General features: G+C 65.9%; 18 protein-coding genes. 15 read left to right on the top strand and 3 right to left on the bottom strand.

Annotation, left to right across the window (positions count from 1 at the left end):
* The first annotated feature begins 157 nt into the window (after positions 1-157).
* Positions 158-1267, top strand: a complete 1110-nt coding sequence (locus LDO22_RS14325; protein WP_224024043.1) for a LacI family DNA-binding transcriptional regulator — start codon at positions 158-160, stop codon at positions 1265-1267.
* 10 nt (positions 1268-1277) lie between these two features.
* Here LDO22_RS14325 and LDO22_RS14320 read toward each other — a convergent pair whose 3' ends face one another.
* Entirely contained in the window at positions 1278-2021 is a 744-nt protein-coding gene (locus tag LDO22_RS14320) for a FadR/GntR family transcriptional regulator (RefSeq protein ID WP_224024041.1), read from the bottom strand.
* Positions 2022-2246: 225 nt separating this feature from the next.
* Between LDO22_RS14320 and LDO22_RS14315 the strand changes: the two genes are divergently transcribed.
* The 6 genes from LDO22_RS14315 to LDO22_RS14290 all read left to right on the top strand — a co-directional run bounded on the left by LDO22_RS14315 (position 2247) and on the right by LDO22_RS14290 (position 8373).
* Complete coding sequence (locus LDO22_RS14315; protein ID WP_224024039.1) at positions 2247-3611, top strand: MFS transporter; 1365 nt, start codon at positions 2247-2249, stop codon at positions 3609-3611.
* A 106-nt stretch (positions 3612-3717) separates the two neighbouring features.
* The gene (locus LDO22_RS14310) at positions 3718-5460 is read left to right on the top strand and encodes a dihydroxyacetone kinase family protein (RefSeq protein WP_224024037.1); all 1743 of its coding nucleotides are present in this window, start codon (positions 3718-3720) and stop codon (positions 5458-5460) included.
* The gene (locus LDO22_RS14305) at positions 5457-5927 is read left to right on the top strand and encodes a ribose-5-phosphate isomerase (protein ID WP_224024035.1); all 471 of its coding nucleotides are present in this window, start codon (positions 5457-5459) and stop codon (positions 5925-5927) included. The genes LDO22_RS14310 and LDO22_RS14305 overlap by 4 nt, the downstream gene beginning before the upstream one ends.
* A complete protein-coding gene (locus LDO22_RS14300; RefSeq protein WP_224024033.1) occupies positions 5911-6714 on the top strand; it encodes a triose-phosphate isomerase family protein in 804 nt (267 codons plus the stop codon). Before LDO22_RS14305 ends, LDO22_RS14300 begins: the two co-directional genes overlap by 17 nt.
* On the top strand, positions 6711-7511 hold the full coding sequence (locus LDO22_RS14295) for a TIM barrel protein (protein WP_224024031.1): 801 nt from the start codon (positions 6711-6713) through the stop codon (positions 7509-7511). The genes LDO22_RS14300 and LDO22_RS14295 overlap by 4 nt, the downstream gene beginning before the upstream one ends.
* 1 nt (position 7512) lies before the next feature.
* On the top strand, positions 7513-8373 hold the full coding sequence (locus LDO22_RS14290; protein ID WP_224024029.1) for a phosphogluconate dehydrogenase C-terminal domain-containing protein: 861 nt from the start codon (positions 7513-7515) through the stop codon (positions 8371-8373).
* 91 nt (positions 8374-8464) lie between these two features.
* On the opposite strand, the gene LDO22_RS14285 is transcribed toward LDO22_RS14290, so the two are convergent.
* Positions 8465-9505 (bottom strand): LacI family DNA-binding transcriptional regulator, encoded by a 1041-nt coding sequence (locus LDO22_RS14285; protein ID WP_224024027.1) that lies wholly within the window; start codon positions 9503-9505, stop codon positions 8465-8467.
* A 297-nt stretch (positions 9506-9802) separates the two neighbouring features.
* On the opposite strand from LDO22_RS14285, the gene LDO22_RS14280 reads away from it, so the two are divergent.
* From LDO22_RS14280 to LDO22_RS14250, 7 genes are read left to right on the top strand one after another with little or no spacing between them, the layout of a single operon-like run.
* The gene (locus LDO22_RS14280; protein ID WP_224024025.1) at positions 9803-11122 is read left to right on the top strand and encodes an extracellular solute-binding protein; all 1320 of its coding nucleotides are present in this window, start codon (positions 9803-9805) and stop codon (positions 11120-11122) included.
* 6 nt (positions 11123-11128) lie between these two features.
* On the top strand, positions 11129-12031 hold the full coding sequence (locus tag LDO22_RS14275; RefSeq protein ID WP_224024023.1) for a sugar ABC transporter permease: 903 nt from the start codon (positions 11129-11131) through the stop codon (positions 12029-12031).
* Positions 12031-12933 (top strand): carbohydrate ABC transporter permease, encoded by a 903-nt coding sequence (locus LDO22_RS14270; RefSeq protein WP_224024021.1) that lies wholly within the window; start codon positions 12031-12033, stop codon positions 12931-12933. Before LDO22_RS14275 ends, LDO22_RS14270 begins: the two co-directional genes overlap by 1 nt.
* A gap of 14 nt (positions 12934-12947) precedes the next feature.
* Positions 12948-14138, top strand: a complete 1191-nt coding sequence (locus tag LDO22_RS14265; protein WP_224024019.1) for a Gfo/Idh/MocA family oxidoreductase — start codon at positions 12948-12950, stop codon at positions 14136-14138.
* 51 nt (positions 14139-14189) lie between these two features.
* Complete coding sequence (locus tag LDO22_RS14260; protein WP_224024017.1) at positions 14190-15194, top strand: sugar phosphate isomerase/epimerase family protein; 1005 nt, start codon at positions 14190-14192, stop codon at positions 15192-15194.
* A 48-nt stretch (positions 15195-15242) separates the two neighbouring features.
* Complete coding sequence (locus tag LDO22_RS14255) at positions 15243-15941, top strand: ThuA domain-containing protein (protein ID WP_159634894.1); 699 nt, start codon at positions 15243-15245, stop codon at positions 15939-15941.
* A complete protein-coding gene (locus LDO22_RS14250; RefSeq protein WP_224024015.1) occupies positions 15926-17041 on the top strand; it encodes a Gfo/Idh/MocA family oxidoreductase in 1116 nt (371 codons plus the stop codon). Before LDO22_RS14255 ends, LDO22_RS14250 begins: the two co-directional genes overlap by 16 nt.
* 35 nt (positions 17042-17076) lie before the next feature.
* Here the strand turns inward: LDO22_RS14250 and LDO22_RS14245 are convergent, their stop codons facing one another.
* The gene (locus tag LDO22_RS14245; RefSeq protein WP_224027248.1) at positions 17077-18228 is read right to left on the bottom strand and encodes a GGDEF domain-containing protein; all 1152 of its coding nucleotides are present in this window, start codon (positions 18226-18228) and stop codon (positions 17077-17079) included.
* 147 nt (positions 18229-18375) lie between these two features.
* Between LDO22_RS14245 and LDO22_RS14240 the strand changes: the two genes are divergently transcribed.
* Complete coding sequence (locus LDO22_RS14240) at positions 18376-18612, top strand: zinc-ribbon domain-containing protein (RefSeq protein WP_224024013.1); 237 nt, start codon at positions 18376-18378, stop codon at positions 18610-18612.
* Positions 18613-18671: the final 59 nt, after the last annotated feature.

Genomic DNA, 18671 nt, shown 5'->3' with positions numbered 1-18671 from the left:
TGGGAGGGAGGCGGTGCTGTCAGGGCCGCCGAAGAAAGTCGCCGATGCTCTTGTTGAGTCCGGTCTCACACCCTAAGATTGAGACCGGACTCACATCGATGGATAGAAATGTAGCGGAAGTCACAGGGGGCGTCAACAGCCTCTTCGAAAGGTGAAGATGAGCGCTGAAGGAGCACGGCGGCGGGACGTCACCGTTGCAGACGTCGCAAAGGCAGCCCAGGTCTCCAAGGCCCAGGCAGCCCGCGCGTTGGGCAATTACGGCGCCGTCAGCGACGACGTCCGCGAGCGCGTCCAGGCCGCGGCGGAGGCCCTTTCCTACCGGCCCAATGAGCTTGCGCGCAGCATGAACACGGGCAAATCGCACACCATCGGCGTGGTGGTGGGTGACATCGAGAACCCCCACTTCGGACTGGCGACCCGGGGCATCACGGACACGGCAAAGAAGGCCGGCTACAACGTCATCCTGGTCAATACGGACGAGGACCGCGAGGCGGAAGTGGACGCAGTGCGGGTGCTGCTGGACAAGCGCGTGGACGGGCTGATCGTCGCTCCTGCGTCCTCGGTGGACACCGGACACCTCCAGGAGGTGCACCGGTCAGGCCGGCCCATGGTCTTCATCGACCGCACTGCCGGGGACATGCCGGTTGAGACCATGGCCGTGGACATGGCACGGATTTCGCGCGAGGCTACGCGGTACCTGCTGGATGCGGGCCACCGCCGGATCGCCTTCATTTCCACGTTGAGGACTAATGCCCCGTACACCCCCGGAATGACGCTGGAGTCCTCACAGATTGCCGACCGTATCGAAGGCATGCGGGAGGCCTTCCTGGAATACGGGCTGGCTTTTCCGGAGGACTTGGTCCGGTTGAACGCGGGCGATGAAGACTCCATCCGCAGCATTACCCGGGAAGTGCTCAGGGGTCCGGACCGGGCCACGGCCGCGGTGGCGTCCGACGGCCTCATCGCCCTCAGCGTGGTGGAAGCGATCCAGGAACTGGGCCTGTCCATTCCAGCGGATGTTTCATTCCTGATGTACGACGACTTTGCGTGGACCAGGCTGACAACCCCGCCCCTCACGGTCATCGCCCAGCCCGTCTACAACATGGGAGTGGCGGCAGCGAAGGCGTTGATCCGGCAAATGGAGGGGCTCCCGCCTGCCGCTCCCGCACAATTCACGGCAACCCTGGTGCGGCGCGGGTCAGTGGGGCCGTGCCCGGCCACCACCGGGAAACCTGGCCGCGAACAGCTGGCGGGAAAGCCAGCCTGACGCCCCGGGCCTACTGGGCGGCGTCGAATCCCGCCAGCAGGCGCCGGGTAGCCGTCTCCATGTGGGAGCTCATGGTTGCCGTCACGGCACCGGCATCCCGGGCGGCCAGCGCTTCGTAGATTTTGGTGTGCTCCTTCAGCGCGGCAGCAGCATGCCCTTCGTCCGTGAGGGCCCGGTCCACCCAGATCCGCAGCAACGAGCGGATGCTTTGCAGGAGTTCCTGGAGCACCTGGTTCCCGGAAGCCGCGGCGATTTCGCGGTGGAACGAGGCGTCGGCCTCAACGAAGGCCGTAAGGTCGTCAAGCGTGCGTTCCATCGTGTCCAGGTTTGAGCGCATCCGCTCCAGCGCCTCGTCGGTGATGCGCCCTGCGGCCAGTTGGGCGGCCTGCACCTCGAGTCCGCTGCGCAGTTCCACGAGTTCGCGCGTGCGTGGGGCGCCCAGCATCATGCCCCAGCTCAGGGTGCGGGGCAGAAGCTCCGAGACGCCGTCCCGAAGATAAGTGCCGGATCCCGGCCGGACCACCACGATGCCAAGGATTTCCAGCGCAGCGAGGGCCTCCCGCACCGCTGACCGGCCAACGCCAAGGGAGGCGGCCAGCGTGCGCTCGGCAGGGAGCCTGGTTCCCGGGGCAATATCACCGCTGGTGAAAAAGGCCAGCAGGCGCTCGGCCACTTCCGACACCACTGAACCCTGCCCCAGAGAGCCCAGGGCGGCACTGATCTTGGCCGTCGCGGCGGCGGATTCTACGGACACCACCCAAGCGTAACAACTGGTTGACCACGCCGGACGGCCCCAGAGGACCACCTACGGGATTGTCATCGGACGGGAACCAGTCAACCGGTTGACCAATTCTTGTTTCAGTCCTATGGTGGAACTCACAGCTTCAGCCGCCGCGGAACCCCAAGCCCGCGTGCACATGAGACAGCCCCACGCCTCCAGTGACGGATGCGGCCGGGACACCAACATCTAGGAGTCAACGTGGACACCACACAATCGGTGGTCGAAAAATCCGCAATCAGGAAAGTGGCGATCAGGCTTGTCCCGTTCGTCGCGCTGATGTTCTTCATCAACTATCTCGACCGCACCGCCATCTCTTTCGCCGGCCCCAACGGCATGAACAAGGACCTGGCCCTGAACGCCGCCCAGTTCGGCTTCGCCTCCGGCGTCTTCTTCATCGGCTACATCCTGCTGGAGGTCCCCTCCAACCTGGCGCTCCACAAGTTCGGAGCCCGCCGCTGGCTGGCCCGCATCATGGTCAGCTGGGGCATCGTCTCCCTGCTGTTCACCTGGGTGGCCAACGTTGAGCAGCTCTACATCCTGCGCTTCATCCTGGGCGTGGCCGAAGCCGGATTCTTCCCCGGCGCCATCCTCTTCCTGAGCCTCTGGGTTCCCGCCAGGCACCGCAGCAAGATCCTGGCCCTGTTCTACCTGGCCCAGCCGCTGACCACCGTCATCGGCGCCCCGCTGGCCGGCATCCTCATCCAGCAGCACGGCCTCTTCGGGCTCGAAGGCTGGCGCGTGATGTTCCTCGGCGTTGCCATCCCCGCCATCCTCATCGGCATCGTTTCCTGGTTCTACCTGGCCGACTCCCCCGCCAAGGCCAAGTGGCTCAGCGCCGAGGAAAAGACCTGGCTGACCGGCGCGCTGGAGAAGGAAAAGAACGAAACCGCCGCGGGCAACAAGCACGTCAGCGTACGCACCGTCTTCGGCAACGGCCGCGTCTGGATGCTCTCCCTGATCTACTTCGGCTTCATCTACGGCCTTTACGCCCTCGGCTTCTTCCTGCCGACCATCATCTCCGGCTTCGAAGGCGTCTACGGCACCAAGTTCGACGTCTTCCAAAAGGGCCTGATCACCGCCATCCCGTACCTGCCGGCAGCCATCGCCCTGTACTTCTGGTCCAAGGACGCCACCAAGCGCGGCGTCAAGACCTGGCACATCGCAGTACCGGCCCTGGTGGGTGGACTGAGCATCCCGCTGGCACTCTTTGCGGGAAGCCCGGCAGCCACCATCGCCGTCATCACCATCACGGCCATGGCCATTTTCGCCGCGCTGCCCAACTTCTGGACGGTCCCCACGCAGTTCCTGACCGGTGCGGCAGCGGCAGCCGGCATCGCCCTGATCAACACCGTGGGCAACCTGGCAGGCTTCAGCGCCGGCTACATCACCGGCTGGCTCAAGGACTGGACAGGCGACTACACCGTGCCGATGTTCGTGGTGGGCGGCTTCATGCTCCTGTCCGCCGTCCTGATGGTGGCGTTGAGCCGTTCCGGCCGCGTCACGGAGGGCATCCGGTCCGAGGCCCTGGATCCGGCCGGCGCCGGCCAGCACGCCGAGCCCTGAGCGGCAACGCACCGTAAAACCCGGGGGCGCCTTCCTTGCCCGAAGGCGCCCCCACACCAACCACTGCCCACAGACCCTTCCCCAGCTAGGCCCAGGAGCTTTTCCCATGACCCGCCTGTTCAACGAACCGTCAGCCTTCGCTGACGAAATGATCGAAGGCTTCGTCGCCTCACACGGACGCTGGGTGAGGCGTGTTTCCGGAGGCGTTGTCCGCAACACCAAGAGCACCCCGGACACGGTGGCACTGGTTATTGGCGGCGGCTCCGGCCACTACCCGGCCTTCGCCGGACTCGTGGGCCAGGGCCTGGCTCACGGCGCCGCCATGGGCAACCTTTTCGCATCGCCGTCGGCCCAGCAGGTTTACAACGTGGCCAGGGCCGCCCACAACGGCACCGGCGTGCTGCTTGGTTACGGAAACTACGCCGGTGACGTCCTCCACTTCACCCAGGCCAAGGAAAAGCTCCGCAGGGAAGGCATCGACTGCCGCAGCATCGCCGTCACGGACGACGTTTCCTCTGCCCCGATCGAAGAGCACACCAAGCGCCGCGGCATCGCCGGAGACCTCACCGTCTTCAAGGTAGCGGCCGCTGCCGCGGAGGCCGGCTACGGCATGGATGCGGTGATGGAGATCGCCGAACGCGCCAACCACCGCACCCGCTCCTTCGGCGTCGCCTTCACCGGCTGCACCCTCCCAGGCGCCGAAACACCGCTGTTCTCCGTTCCCGAGGGCCGGATGGCGGTGGGCATGGGCATCCACGGTGAGCCGGGCATTGGAGAAACAGACATTCCGACGGCGGATGAGCTCGCCGAACTGCTCGTTGGCAAGCTCCTCACCGAAGTGCCCGACGGCATTGAGGCCGCCAGCGCCCGCCTAGTCCCCATCCTCAACGGCCTGGGCAGCGTCAAATACGAAGAGCTCTTCGTGGTGTACCGGCGCGTGGCCCAGCTGCTGGCTGAGGCAGGCCTGGAGGCGGTGGACCCGCAGGTGGGCGAGCTGGTCACCAGCTTCGACATGGCCGGCACCTCCCTGACCCTCTTCTGGCTCGACGACGAGTTGGAGGCCCTCTGGAACGCCCCCGCCGACGCCCCGGCTTTCCGCCGCGGCGCCGTCACCGCCGAAGCGCTGGAGGAGACGGCAGGCGAGACGGCCGACGTCGAACTTTCGGTCCCGGAGGCAACCGCTGAATCCCAGGCCGGTGCGTGCCGTGTCCTCGCGGCGCTTGGCGCCGCCAAGGATGTGGTGGACGCCAACGCCGCCGAACTGGGCCGGATCGATGCGATCGCCGGAGACGGCGACCACGGCATCGGCATGGAGCGCGGCGTCCGCGCGGCCGTGCAAGCCGCGGCAGACGCCGTCGGCCGCGGTGCCGGCGCTGCCACCACCCTGTACTTCGCCGCCGATGCCTGGGCCGACAAGGCCGGCGGCACATCCGGCGCCTTGTGGGGCATGGCCCTGCGTGCGGTAGGCGATGCCGTGGGTGACAGCAAAGCGCCCGACGCCGGTGCTGTCGCCGCCGGCGTGGCAGGCGCCGCCGCCGCGATCATGGACTTTGGCAAGGCCAAGGTGGGCGACAAGACCTTGGTGGACGTGCTGGTTCCGTTCCGGGATGCCCTGACCGCCGGCGTGGAGGGCGGAAAGTCCCTGGCCGATGCCTGGGACGTTGCAGCCACCACTGCCCAGCAGGCTGCCGAGGACACCGCCAACCTGCTGCCCCTGATGGGCCGGGCCCGGCCCCACGCCGAGAAGAGCCTGGGCACCCCTGACGCCGGCGCCGTGTCCATGGCCCTGATCGTCCGTGCCATCCACAACACCCTCAGCCAGAACACCACCATCAAGGAGAACGCATGAGCGCCAAACTGCGCCTGGTCATTGGAGCCGACGACGCCGGTTTCGACTACAAGGAAGCCCTGAAGGCCGACCTGGAAGCCTCCGAACTGGTCGAATCCGTGACCGACGTCGGGGTGGACGCCAGTAGCCACACCCCCTACCCGTCAGTTGCCATCGCCGCCGCCGAACTCATCGCCGCGGGCAAGGCCGACCGGGCCCTGCTGGTCTGCGGCACCGGGCTGGGTGTCGCGATCGCCGCGAACAAGGTCCCCGGCGTCCGTGCCGTCACAGCGCACGACAGCTTCTCGGTTGAACGCGCCATCCTGAGCAACAACGCCCAGGTCCTCACCTTCGGCCAGCGTGTCGTCGGCCTGGAGCTCGCCCGCCGGCTGGCGAAGGAATGGCTCACCTACACGTTCGACGAAAGCTCCGCCTCGGCGGAGAAGGTCGCCCTGATTAAGGACTACGAGGGTGTCACTTCCTGCTAAGAACCCCCAAGCCATCATCGGCGTCAGCCTGAAGATGTACTTCGGCTACGCCCGCTCGGTGGACTACTGCCGCGACGTCGCATCCATCGCCTTCGCCCATCCGGCAGTGCAAAGCGGCGACATCGAGCTCTTCGTCCTGCCCGTCCTGCCGGCACTGCCGGAGGCCGCAAGGATCCTGGGCCCCGCCGGTGCCGCCGCCGGCGCCCAGGACATCTTCTGGGAAGACGAAGGCGCCTACACCGGCGAGGTGGGCGGCAGGACCATCGCCGAACTCGGCGGCCGGTACGCCGAGGTGGGCCATGCGGAACGCCGCCGGATCTTCGGCGAGGACGACCGGACCATCGGGCTGAAGACCGCAGCCGCCTACCGCAACGGGCTGACCCCCGTCCTGTGCGTCGGTGAACTGCAGCAGGGGTCCGTGGAGGAGGCCGTCGCCCAGTGCACGGCGGAGATCGACGCCGCACTGAACCGCGCGTCGTCCCTGGCGCCCGCCGGCCGGACCATCGTCGCCTACGAGCCTCAATGGGCCATCGGCGCCCCGGAACCGGCCACACCGGAGTACATCAGCGCCGTCACCACCGGACTGGACGCGCACCTGCGCAGCCTCCCGGGCCAGGACACCAGCCGCGTGATCTACGGCGGCAGTGCCGGACCGGGCCTGATCACCCAGCTGGATCCCGCCGTCGCCGGTTTGTTCCTGGGCCGCTTCGCCCACGACCCGAAGGCGCTGAAGACCATCCTGGACGAAACCGCGGCGCGGCTGGAAACAGCGGAGGTGGCGGCATGACCTCACGAATCGGCCTCAGCAGCTACGCCTTCTTCTGGCAGCTCTCGGACCAGGTCTCCACGCCACTGAGCATCCATGACGCCCTGGAACGGACGGCGGAACTGGGCGTTGACCTCTTCCAGGTCTGCGACTACGCACCGCTGGAAGCCATGACCGACGCCCAACTCCAGGCCGTGCGGGATACCGCGGACCGGCTGGGCATCGGCCTTGAGCTGGGCACCAAGGGGATCCGGCCGGAGCACCTTCGGAAGTTCCTGCACATCGCGGAAATCCTAGGATCCCCGCTGCTGCGGACCATGTTCAACACCCCAGGCCACACCCCCACCACGGAGGAAGCGGTGGCCATCTTCAAGGAGGTCCTGCCCGAGTTCGAGGCGGCAGGGGTGAAGATCGCCGTGGAAACCTACGAACAGGTCCCCACCTCCCGGGTCCTGGACGTGATCCACGGCGTGAACAGCCCGCACCTGGGGATCTGCAGCGACCCCGCCAACACCGTCGCGGCGCTGGAGATGCCGCGTGAGGTGATTGACGCCGTCGCACCCCATGTCCTGAACATGCACGTCAAGGACTTTGCCTTCAGCCGCAAGGACGGCTGGGTGGGATTCACCTACTCCGGCGCCCCACTCGGCGAAGGCCTGCTCGACTACGGGTACATGGCCGGGAAGATCCGGCCGCACGAACGAAACATCAACCAAATCGTCGAACACTGGCTGCCCTGGCAGGACACCGAGGCGGAAACCATCCGGCTCGAAAACCAGTGGACCCGGCAAAGCATCGAATACCTAAGGAGCAAGTGAAATGTCAGCAGAAACTTTGACCGTCGCCGTCATCGGAGCCGGGGGCAAGATGGGGCTGCGGGTTTCCCGGAACCTCCAGAAGTCCGGCCACACCGTCTTCTACAGCGAGAACTCCCCCGCCGGCCAGGAGCGCGTCCGCGCCGAGCGCCGCGAGATCACCGCCACGGACGACGCCGTCAAGGGCGCCGACGTGGTGATCCTCGCCGTCCCGGACACCGTCCTGGGCATCGTGTCAGAAGGCGTGGTCCCGCAGATGAAAGCCGGATCCATCCTCCTCACCCTGGACCCCGCCGCCGCCTACGCCGGCCTGCTGGCCAAGCGCGACGACGTCGTGCAGGCGGTAGCGCACCCGTGCCACCCGTCCGTGTTCCTGGAGCGCACCACCAAGGAAGAATGGGCCGACACCTTCGGCGGCCAGGGCGCCCCGCAGAACGTGGTGGCCGCCATCGACGAAGACGCCCCGGAGGCCACCAAGGCAGCTGCGGAGGCGACCATCCGCACCATCTACGCCCCCGTCATCGACGTCCACTGGGTCACCGTCAAGCAGCTCGCCATCCTCGAACCCACCCTCGTGGAAACGGTGGCCTGCATGATCGGCACCCTGCTCAACGAGGCACTGCACGAGACCGTTCACACCGCCGGCGTCCCCGAGGAAGCCGCCAAGGCCATGCTGTTCGGCCACGTCCAGATCGCGCTGACCAACGCCCTGCGCGGGTCCAACCCGTTCTCCGAGGCCTGCGAAATCGCCATCCAGTACGGCAAGGACACCATCATCAAGGACGACTGGAAGAAGATCTTCGACGACTCCGAACTCGACGGCGTCATTGCCAAGATGCTGAAGCTGGAAGCGGTCAAGCGCTAGGCTTCACACCCCAGCGGCGGCTGCCACCCGGTCCTCTTCGGACGGGGTGGCAGCCGCCGCTTTGTGTTCCACGCGTTGCCCCGCCCCGCACTCAGGCCGCGGGAGGGGCGGTGGACTCGCGGACAATCACGTGGGTGGCCAGCTCCACCCGGCGGGAATCGAGGACTTCACCGCGCGCCTGGCGCAGCAGCGACCTCAGGGCAGCCCGTCCCATCTCCTCAAGGGGCTGCGCCACCGACGTGAGCGCCGGCACGGATTCCTCGCCCTGGATGGTGCCATCGAAACCGACGAGGCTGATGTCCCCGGGAACCTTCAAGCCGCAATGCGCCGCCTCGCTGAGCACGCCCAAGGCGATGCTGTCGCTTCCGGCAAAGATGGCCGTGGGGCGCTTCTCGAGGCCAAGCAGCGCCTTCATCCCGGACACCCCGCTGTCCCGGCGGAACCTGCCGCCCGGAATGATGTACTGCGGATCCACGGAGATGCCATAGGCTGCAAGGGCGGCCATGTAGCCGTGGAGCCGCGCCTGGTTGCACTCGGCCCGCTCAATACCGCCGATGTAGGCAATGCGCCGGTGGCCCAGTTCCAGCAGGTGTTCGGTGGCGGCCTTGCCGCCCGCCCAGTTGGTGGCCCCTACGCTGACCACGTCCGCGGGTGGCGGGTTGAGCGGATCGATCACCACCACCGGGATCCGGCGCCGCCGGAAAGCGTGCATCTGCGCCTCGCTGAATGCCGAGGTCACCACGATCATTCCCGCCCTGCCTTCGTCGACCATCCGCTGCGCGCGGCGCTCCGCGGTCTGCACCGTCGGAGTCGACGGTGCGGTGACGCTCACCAGGACCTCGACATCCTCGGAAGCGGCGAACTGCAGAATCCCGTCCAGGACCTCGGTGGTGTAGGCGGAGGTCAGGACGTCCACCACCACCTCGATCACCGTGCTGGTCCTCGTCACGGAACGGCGCTGCACGGGTGATTGATACCCCGCCTGCTCCAAGGCGGCCAGGATGCGGGCCCGGGTCTCCGGCGCAACATCTTCGCGGCCGTTGACCACCTTGGACACTGTGGGGGTGGAAACCCCCGCCTGCAAGGCAACAGCTGCCAGGGTTGTCTTTGCCGGCCGTGCAGTCTTCGCCACTGACTCATCCACTCTTTCGAAACATTTCGTTTACGGCCATCTTGCCTGCGTTTCCTCAGGGCGTCAACTGATTACCGGTAAGGACAGGTCGAGCCCATCACGGTTCAACTCTTGACTGTGATCCGGCTCACGGCTAGATTGGCACCACCGCTCGTAATGTTTCGAAAACTTTCGAAAGCCGCGCGGTACGACCACTGACCGAATTGACGCGGGCCATCCGCCTCGGAGCCGAGGCAAACGCCTGCTTCACACGTTACCGGGACCCAGCGTTGAGCCCGGAGGATGAACGGAAGCGAAATGAAGATTCGAAAGTTGCGCTCGGCAGCGTTGGCAATTTCCGCAGCAGGACTGGCAGTCAGCCTCGCTGCCTGCGGTTCGTCAGGTCCTGCCGGCTCAAACGTCAGCAGCGATTCGGCCACCATGTGGGGACTCACCGGCGGCAACCAGCCGGTGCTCCAGAAGTCGGTGGATGACTGGAACCAGGCCAACCCGGACAAGTCCATCAAGCTGGATTTCTTCGCCAACGACGCCTACAAGACCAAAGTCCGCACCGCCGTCGGCGCCGGCGAAGGCCCCACCTTCATCTATGGCTGGGGCGGCGGAGTCCTGAAGTCGTACGTCGACGCCAGCCAGGTTGACGACCTGTCCACCTTCATCAAGGACAACCCGCAGGTCAAGGACCGTTACCTTCCCTCAGTGCTGAAGAACGGTGAAGTAAACGGCAAGACCTACGCACTGCCGAACAACAACGTCCAGCCGGTTGTCCTCTACTTCAACAAGGACGTCTTCGACAAGGTGGGAGCCCAGCCGCCGAAGACCTGGGATGAGCTGATGGCCCTGGTGCCGAAGTTCAAGGCAGCCGGTGTTGCCCCGTTCTCGCTGGGCGGCCAGTCCAAGTGGCCGGACCTGATGTGGCTTGAGTACCTGGTGGAGCGCATTGGCGGCCCCGAAGTCTTCGCCAACATCGCAGCCAACAAGCCCGGGGCCTGGTCCGACCCCGCCGTCAAAGAGGCGCTGACCAAGATCCAGGACCTGGCCGACGCCGGCGGGTTCATCAACGGCTTCTCATCCGTTGCGGCGGACAGCAACGCAGACCAGGCCCTGATGTACACCGGCAAGGCCGCCATGATCCTGCAGGGCGGCTGGATCTACCAGGGCATGAAGAAGGACGCCGCCGACTTCGTCAGGAGTGGAAAGCTGGGATACACCACCTTCCCCACCGTTTCGGGCGGCAAGGGTGACCCGACGAACGTCGTGGGCAACCCCTCCAACTTCTGGTCCATCTCCGCCAAGGCAACCGATGCCCAGAAGAAGGCCGCCCTGGACTATGTCAAGGACGGCATGTTCACCGATGCCAACACAGATGCCTTGATCAGCTCCGGCGCCGTCCCGGTAGTCAAGGGAATCGAAGACAAACTCGCCGCCTCACCCGACAAGGACTTCCTGACCTTCGTCTACGGCCTGGCCAAGAACGCCCCCAGCTTCACCCTCTCCTGGGACCAGGCCCTCAGCCCCGCGCAGGGTGACGCCATGCTGTCCAACCTGGACCAGATCTTCCTCAAGAAGATCAGCCCTGACCAGTTCATCAGCACCATGAACGCCACGATCGGAAAGTAAGGGACCATGACGGCTCTTGGTTCCGCCAACCGGGGGGTCCGCGATGCGGGCCCCTCGGGGTGGCTCGCAGTCCCGGCCCTGGTCTTCTTCCTGGCGTTCGCTGTCGTCCCGCTGATCGGCGTCGTCTTCCTCAGCTTCACCAGCTGGAACGGTTTGGGCGAGATCAAGCTGGACGGCCTGTCCAGCTGGACCACGGTCCTCAAGGATCCGGTCACCGGCAACGCCCTGGTGGTCACCGCGAAGATCATGTTCTTCTCGTTCATCGTCCAGGCGCCCATCAGCCTGCTGCTGGGCGTGTTCACGGCCGGCGGCCAGAAGTACCGCGCCGCCCTCGCCGTGCTCTATTTCCTGCCGTTGCTGCTTTCGTCCGCCGCCGTTGCCATCGCCTTCAAGGCCCTGCTCGATCCCAACTTCGGCCTGGGCCCCGGATTCAACCTGCCCATCCTTGCCCAGGACTGGCTTGGCAACTCGGATTTGGTCCTGTTCGTGGTGGTCTTCGTGATTGCGTGGCAGTTCGTTCCCTTCCACACGCTGATTTACCAGGGCGGCGTCCGCCAGATCCCAACGTCGCTGTACGAGGCCGCCGAAATCGACGGCGCGGGACGCTTCCGCCAGTTCTGGAACATCACCCTGCCCCAGCTCAAGTACACGATCATCACGTCCTCCACCCTGATGGTGGTGGGCAGCCTCGCCTACTTCGACCTCATCTTCGTGCTCACCGGGGGCGGCCCCGGCTACAGCACGCGGCTGCTACCGCTGCACATGTACCTGACGGGTTTCAAGGCCAACGACATGGGCGCCGCGAGCGCCCTGGGAGTCATTCTCGTCGTCATCGGACTGGGCCTGGCGCTCATCCTCCAGCGGTTGGGCGGCAAAAACCGCAACGCAAGCCAATTGGAAGGTGCCTGATGGCCTCCACAACACAACTTCCCGTCCCACCGGCCCCGGCGGGCAGCATCACCGCAGCACCGGTTACCCGCACCAAGGGACCCGGGCGGCTCCGGCCAAACCTCCTTGGCGGGCTGGGCGGCTGGCTTTGGCTGGCCATCATCATCGTCCCCATCTATTACGTGGTGATCACCAGCTTCAAGAACCAGGCTGGTTTTTTCGCCTCCAACCCCATGCTCCCGGCAACGGAACCCACCCTGGACAACTACAAGCTGGTCCTGGAGAACAACTTCGTCAGGTACTTCACCAACAGCCTGATCGTCACCCTGGGCACGGTCCTGCCTGCCCTGCTGGTGTCCTTCATGGCCGCGTATGCGATAGTCCGCGGCAAGGGCCGGTTCCTGAGCCTGACGAACAACCTGTTCGTCCTTGGCCTGGCCATCCCCCTGCACGCCACCATCATCCCCATCTACTGGATGATCACCCGGGCGCACATGTATGACACCTTGCTGGCCCTGATCCTTCCGTCCGTGGCATTTGCCATCCCGGTCAGCGTCCTCATCCTGTCCAACTTCATGCGCGATGTCCCCAATGAGCTTTTCGAATCGATGCGCCTGGACGGCTGTTCCGACTGGGCCATGATGTGGCGCCTCGCTCTCCCCATGACCAAGCCGGCGGTCATCACCGTCGGCATCTACAACGCCCTGCATGTCTGGAACGGTTTCCTCTTCCCGCTGATCCTGACGCAGAGCCCGGCAACCAGGGTCCTGCCGCTGTCCCTGTGGACCTTCCAGGGTGAGTTCAGCGTGAACATCCCCGCCATTCTCGCCTCCGTCGTCCTGGCGACCCTTCCCCTGCTGGTGGTATACGTCGTCGCCCGCCGTCAACTGTTGAGCGGCCTCACCGCCGGCTTCAGCAAGTAAGAAAGGACATCTCCATGACCACCGCACAACCCCTGCGGGTCGGCATGGTGGGCTACGCCTTCATGGGTGCAGCCCACTCCCACGCCTGGCGCACCGCACCCCGGTTTTTCGACCTGCCCCTGCAGCCCCGGCTGACAGCGGTCGCGGGCAGGAATGCCGACGGCGTCCGCGCCGCGGCAGACAAGCTCGGCTGGGAATCGGTTGAAACGGACTGGCGCCGCCTGATCGAGCGCGACGACATCGACCTCATCGATATCTGCACGCCCGGCGACACGCACGCCGACATTGCCATCGCCGCCTTGGAAGCCGGCAAGCACGTGCTGTGCGAGAAGCCGCTGGCCAACTCCGTCGCGGAAGCCGAACGGATGACGCTCGCCGCGGAGACCGCGGCGAAGAACGGCGTCTTCTCCATGTGCGGCTTCAGCTACCGCCGCACTCCGGCGCTGGCGCTGGCCAAGCGGTTCGTGGAACAGGGCAGGCTGGGCGGCATCCGCCATGTCAGGGCCCAGTACCTGCAGGACTGGCTCAGCGATGCCAACGCCCCCATGACCTGGCGGCTGGACAAGAGCAAGTCCGGATCCGGCTCCTTGGGTGACATCGGAGCACACAGCATCGACGCCGCGCAGTGGGTTACGGGCCTGAACATCAGCGGGGTCTCGGCCCTGCTGGAGACCTTTGTGCAGGAACGCCCGCTGGCCGGCGACCTGGTGGGACTCGGCGGGCACGGCGACCTCAGCAGCGATGCTCCGCGGGGAAAAGTCACGGTTGATGACGCGGCAATCTTCAGCGCAAAGTTCGACGGCGGCACGGCTTCGGGTGCGATCGGCGTCTTTGAAGCCACGCGTTACGCCCTGGGCAGGAAGAACGCCATGCGGCTGGAGGTCAACGGCACCAAGGGTTCCGTTGCCTTCGACTTCGAGGACATGAACGTCCTGTCCTTCTACGACGCCGCCGAATCCCCCGACGCCGGGTTCCGGAAGATCTTCGTCACCGAGCCCGAGCACCCCTACGTCGGAAACTGGTGGCCCACCGGCCACGGCCTGGGGTACGAACACGGCTTCACCCACCAGGTGGTGGACCTCGTCACGGCCATCGGCGAAGCCCGCCAACCGGAACCGTCCTTCGCCGACGCCCTGCAGGTGCAGCGGGTCCTGGCCGCTGTGGAGTCCAGTGCCGCAAATTCCAGCCAGTGGCAAAAAGTCTGAGCAGCGGTTCGGCACGGCAACGACCAGCTTCAAGCGATCCAAGGAATAGACATGACACGACCAATCACGCTGTTTACCGGCCAGTGGGCCGACCTGCCCTTCGAGGAAGTGGCGCGGCTCGCGGGCGAGTGGGGCTTCGACGGGCTGGAGATCGCCTGCTGGGGCGACCATCTGGACCCGCGCCGCGCGGCCGAGGATGACAACTACCTCCAGGGCCGGATGGACATCCTCGAAAAGAACAACCTGAAGGTGTTCGCCATCGCCAACCACCTGACCGGACAGGCGGTGTGCGACGACCCCATCGACGAGCGCCACCAGGGCATCCTGCCAGCGGACATCTGGGGTGACGGCGAGCCCGAAGGCGTACGCCGCCGGGCAGCGGACGCCATGAAGGACACCGCCAGGGCTGCTGCCCGCCTGGGGGTGAAGACTGTCACCGGCTTCACGGGCTCCTCCATCTGGAAGGCGGTGGCCATGTTCCCGCCCGCCTCCCAGGAAATGATCGACGCCGGCTACCAGGACTTCGCGGACCGCTGGAACCCCATCCTCGACGTCTTCGACGAGGTGGGTGTCCGGTTCGCCCTGGAAGTCCACCCGTCCGAAATCGCCTATGACTACTGGACCGCCAAGCACACCCTTGAGGCGATCGGACACCGGGAGAACTTCGGCCTGAACTTCGACCCCTCCCACTTCATCTGGCAGGACCTGGACCCCGTCATGTTCCTGCAGGACTTCGCGGACAGGATTTTCCATGTCCACGTCAAGGAGTCCATCCGCCAGCTCGACGGCCGCAACGGCCGCCTGGGCTCGCACCTGGCCTGGGCCGATCCCCGGCGCGGCTGGGATTTCGTCACGGCAGGGCACGGGGACGTGCAGTGGAACCGGATCTTCCGGACCCTGAACGCCATCGGCTACGAGGGCCCCACCAGCATCGAGTGGGAGGACGCCGGCATGGACCGGCTCATCGGGGCCCCGCAGGCGCTGGCCATGGTCCAGGACCTGGCCCGGATCGCCCCGCCGGCAGCGGCCTTCGACGCCGCTTTCGCCAGCCGCTGACCCCACGCCTTGCCGGCAAAAGCCGGCAGCCAACCAAAGGAAACCCCAATGACAGAACGCAAGAACGCCCTGGTGGTCCGCGGCGGCTGGGACGGCCACCAGCCCTACGAGGCCACAGAGCTCTTCATCCCCTACCTCAAGGACAACGGCTACGACGTCCGGGTGGAGGAATCCCCCAAGGTCTACGCCGATGCCGCCTACATGGCAGGGGTGGACCTCATCATGCAGTGCATGACCATGACCACCATCGAAAAGGACGAATTCGCCGGACTGCGGGCAGCCGTGGAGAACGGCACCGGCCTGGCCGGCTGGCACGGCGGCATTGCGGATTCCTACCGGAACACCTCCGACTACCTGCACCTGATCGGCGGCCAGTTCGCCTGCCACCCCGGCAAGCACCCGGATGAGTGCATCGGTGAGCAGTCGGACAACTACGTGCCCTACACCGTCAACATGCTGCCGGCCGCCGCCGACCACCCCATCACCAAGGGCATCAAGGACTTCGACCTGGTCACCGAACAGTACTGGGTGCTGTCGGACGACTACATCGACGTCCTGGCCACCACCACCCAGAAAGTCCGCGAGTGGGACCCCTGGAACCGCGAAGTGACATCCCCCGCCATCTGGACCCGCCAGTGGGGCAAAGGCCGGATCTTCGTGTCCACCCCCGGGCACCGCGTGGAAATCCTCCAGGACCGGAACGTACGCACCATCATCGAAAGGGGCCTGCTGTGGGCAAGCCGTTGAAAGTCGGAATCGTTGGCTGCGGAGCCATCATCGCGCAATACCTCGCCAACTTCCGCCGGCTGGACCAGATCCAGCTGGTGGCCGTGGCGGACCTGGATCCGGCACGTGCGCAGGCCGTGGCGGATGACTACGACGGCGTCCGCGCCGTCTCCGTGGACGAGCTGCTCTCCGCAGAGGACGTGGACCTGGTCCTGAACCTGACCATCCCCGCCGCCCACGCAGAGGTGGCACTGAAGGCGATCGCCGCAGGAAAAAGCGTTTACGGCGAAAAACCCCTGGCTGCCACCACCGAAGAAGCACGCCGGGTGCTGGACGCGGCGCGGGAGGCAGGTGTCGTCGTCGGCTGTGCACCGGACACCGTGCTGGGCACCGGGATCCAGACCGCCCGGAAAGCCATCGATGACGGACTGATCGGCGCACCCATCTCGGCGTCGGCCACCATGGTGACGCCGGGCCACGAGCGCTGGCACCCCAACCCTGACTTCTACTACCAGCCCGGCGGCGGCCCCCTCCTGGACATGGGCCCCTACTACGTCACGGCACTCGTGACGCTGCTGGGCCCTGTGGTGTCGGTGATCGGTGCGGCCAGCCACACGCGGAATGAGCGGACCATCGGCTCGGGGCCGCGCCAGGGCGGGAAGGTACCCGTGAACATCGATTCCCACGTCACCGGTGTCCTGGTCCACGCATCCGGCGCGCTCTCGACGCTCTTCATGAGCTTTGATGCCGTGAAGTCCAAATCCCCCAACATCGAGATCCACGGCGAGCGCGGCTCCCTGGTGGTACCGGACCCCAACCACTTCGACGGCGACGTCCAGCTGTTCTCCCTGGGCGCCGAGGACTGGGAAACCCTTCCCGTGTCCGCCGGCTACGTGGATTCCGGCCGCGGGTTCGGCATCGCGGACCTGGCCGCCACCCCGCAGGGAATGGAGCCCAGGGCCGGCGGAGCCTTGGCCTACCACGCCCTGGAGGTCATGGAATCCGTCCTGGAGTCCGCACACACGGGCACGGCGGTGGCCATCGAGAGCACCGTTGAGCGGCCTGGCAGCGTGGAGCTGACGGTCCTGGCTGAGCAGGCAGACGCGCTCCAGTCCAAGTAGGCCGGTGTCCGGAACCGCGCCGCAGAAGCAGGGGGCTAGTGCAGCCGATCGCTGCGGGCGGCGCGGTTCCTGCCCAGGGACTTGGCCCTGTACAGAGCCGCGTCCGCCGAGGCGACCAGGTCATCGGCATCGAAAGTTCCGGCGTCGTACGTGGCAATCCCGTAACTCGCGGTGGGCATCTCCATGCCATCCGGTGCTTTGGCGCCGGCCAGGCGCCTGCTGATTTCCTCCGCGATCGTCTCTGCCCGTTCCGCGCTTGCCCCCGGAACCAGGATGACGAACTCTTCCCCGCCATAGCGCCCGATCAGGTCGGTGGATCGGACAGTTGCCACGCAGGCGTCGGCGAAGGCCTGAAGCGCCAGGTCCCCGGCGGCATGGCCGTAGGTGTCGTTGACCGCTTTGAAGTGGTCCAGGTCGGCAAGGATCAAGGCTCCCGAGCCGCCCGTGATGCTGCGGTCGGCAAGCTGTTCCGCAGCAAGGTCCATGAAGGCCTTGCGGTTCAATAGCCCCGTGAGGTCGTCCCGGGTGGCGACCACGCGCAGGGCACGCGTCTGCTGTTCACTGCTCAACGCCGCCATGCTGAAGGAAACCACCACCAGCAACACCATGGTGACCAGCGTGGTGATGGCCGAGCCAAAGACATTAACGAACACCGGGCCATCCGGGCCCTCCACGAGGAACGCCAGCCAGCGGAAGAAGTAAAAAACGGAAAGTCCGCCCGCAGCCACCGCCATGGGGATGCGGACCCGCGAATAACCCGGCTCAAGGCGCCACAGTTCACGGGACGCAAGCCCAACAGTCAAGCTCATCGCGGCGAGGAACACGGGACCGCCGGACCAGGTGTTGGTGGCGGGATGGTCGAGCAGGGAGGCAACGAGCGTGGCCAGCGGAATGCCCGTGAAGGCCCACTTGGGCGGCCGCACGGTCCGCAGCGAACGCGCCCCTGCCCACACCGCGACGCCGCCGTGGACCAGCAGGGTGTTCCCGGCCGGGTTGGCCCACCACTGGTGGGGCGTGCCATCGAGGAGGAAACAGGCCGATCCCGACAGGAAGAACAGCAGGGCGCCGCACCACCAGGCGCTGTACGGCGATCGCGTCACCCGGTAGGCGGAAAAGTAGAACAGAACCACCAGCACCAGGGCCATCAGGCCAAAAGCGATGCGCAGGGTTGCCGTATCCAGAACCATGTGCCAGACGTCCCCCCAAATGCGGCGATTGCTGCTCACGCAAGTATTGCATTTAACACAGACACTGCAGAAGCTCCCGTACCCCTGACGGACACCTTCGAAACCCGCCTAGGGTGGTGGTTAGCAACCGGACCACGAAAGGCCGCCATGCTTCTTCTCTTTGGGTTCAAGACCGTGCACAAGGCCCTGCCGGGACGGACCGCTACCTGCCCGCACTGCGGCGCCTTCATCCACCACCTCCTTGAGGAGCAGGCCACCAGGTTCACCCTGTTCTTCATCCCGGTTCTTACCGTGTCCCGGAAATACCGGATCACCTGCACCAACTGCGGCTATGTCTCCTCCATCAGCGCCCGCCGGAAGCGTGCGCTGGAACTGCGGCGGTAGGGCGCCGGGAACCTTCGCGTCCCCGGCTGAGTTGAAAGGGTTATGGACGACCCTCCTTC

Source organism: Arthrobacter sp. NicSoilC5, assembly GCF_019977395.1.
Classification (GTDB): Bacteria; Actinomycetota; Actinomycetes; order Actinomycetales; family Micrococcaceae; genus Arthrobacter.
This window is presented reverse-complemented; position numbering and strand designations above follow the sequence as displayed.

Excerpts from the sequence above, each read along its gene's own strand:
- LDO22_RS14325 (WP_224024043.1), top strand. The coding sequence starts at position 158 with ATGAGCGCTGAAGGAGCACGGCGGCGGGACGTCACCGTTGCAGACGTC.
- LDO22_RS14310 (WP_224024037.1), top strand. The coding sequence starts at position 3,718 with ATGACCCGCCTGTTCAACGAACCGTCAGCCTTCGCTGACGAAATGATC.
- LDO22_RS14305 (WP_224024035.1), top strand. The coding sequence starts at position 5,457 with ATGAGCGCCAAACTGCGCCTGGTCATTGGAGCCGACGACGCCGGTTTC.
- LDO22_RS14295 (WP_224024031.1), top strand. The coding sequence starts at position 6,711 with ATGACCTCACGAATCGGCCTCAGCAGCTACGCCTTCTTCTGGCAGCTC.
- LDO22_RS14290 (WP_224024029.1), top strand. The coding sequence starts at position 7,513 with ATGTCAGCAGAAACTTTGACCGTCGCCGTCATCGGAGCCGGGGGCAAG.
- LDO22_RS14280 (WP_224024025.1), top strand. The coding sequence starts at position 9,803 with ATGAAGATTCGAAAGTTGCGCTCGGCAGCGTTGGCAATTTCCGCAGCA.
- LDO22_RS14275 (WP_224024023.1), top strand. The coding sequence starts at position 11,129 with ATGACGGCTCTTGGTTCCGCCAACCGGGGGGTCCGCGATGCGGGCCCC.
- LDO22_RS14270 (WP_224024021.1), top strand. The coding sequence starts at position 12,031 with ATGGCCTCCACAACACAACTTCCCGTCCCACCGGCCCCGGCGGGCAGC.
- LDO22_RS14265 (WP_224024019.1), top strand. The coding sequence starts at position 12,948 with ATGACCACCGCACAACCCCTGCGGGTCGGCATGGTGGGCTACGCCTTC.
- LDO22_RS14260 (WP_224024017.1), top strand. The coding sequence starts at position 14,190 with ATGACACGACCAATCACGCTGTTTACCGGCCAGTGGGCCGACCTGCCC.
- LDO22_RS14255 (WP_159634894.1), top strand. The coding sequence starts at position 15,243 with ATGACAGAACGCAAGAACGCCCTGGTGGTCCGCGGCGGCTGGGACGGC.
- LDO22_RS14245 (WP_224027248.1), bottom strand. The coding sequence starts at position 18,228 with ATGGTTCTGGATACGGCAACCCTGCGCATCGCTTTTGGCCTGATGGCC.
- LDO22_RS14240 (WP_224024013.1), top strand. The coding sequence starts at position 18,376 with ATGCTTCTTCTCTTTGGGTTCAAGACCGTGCACAAGGCCCTGCCGGGA.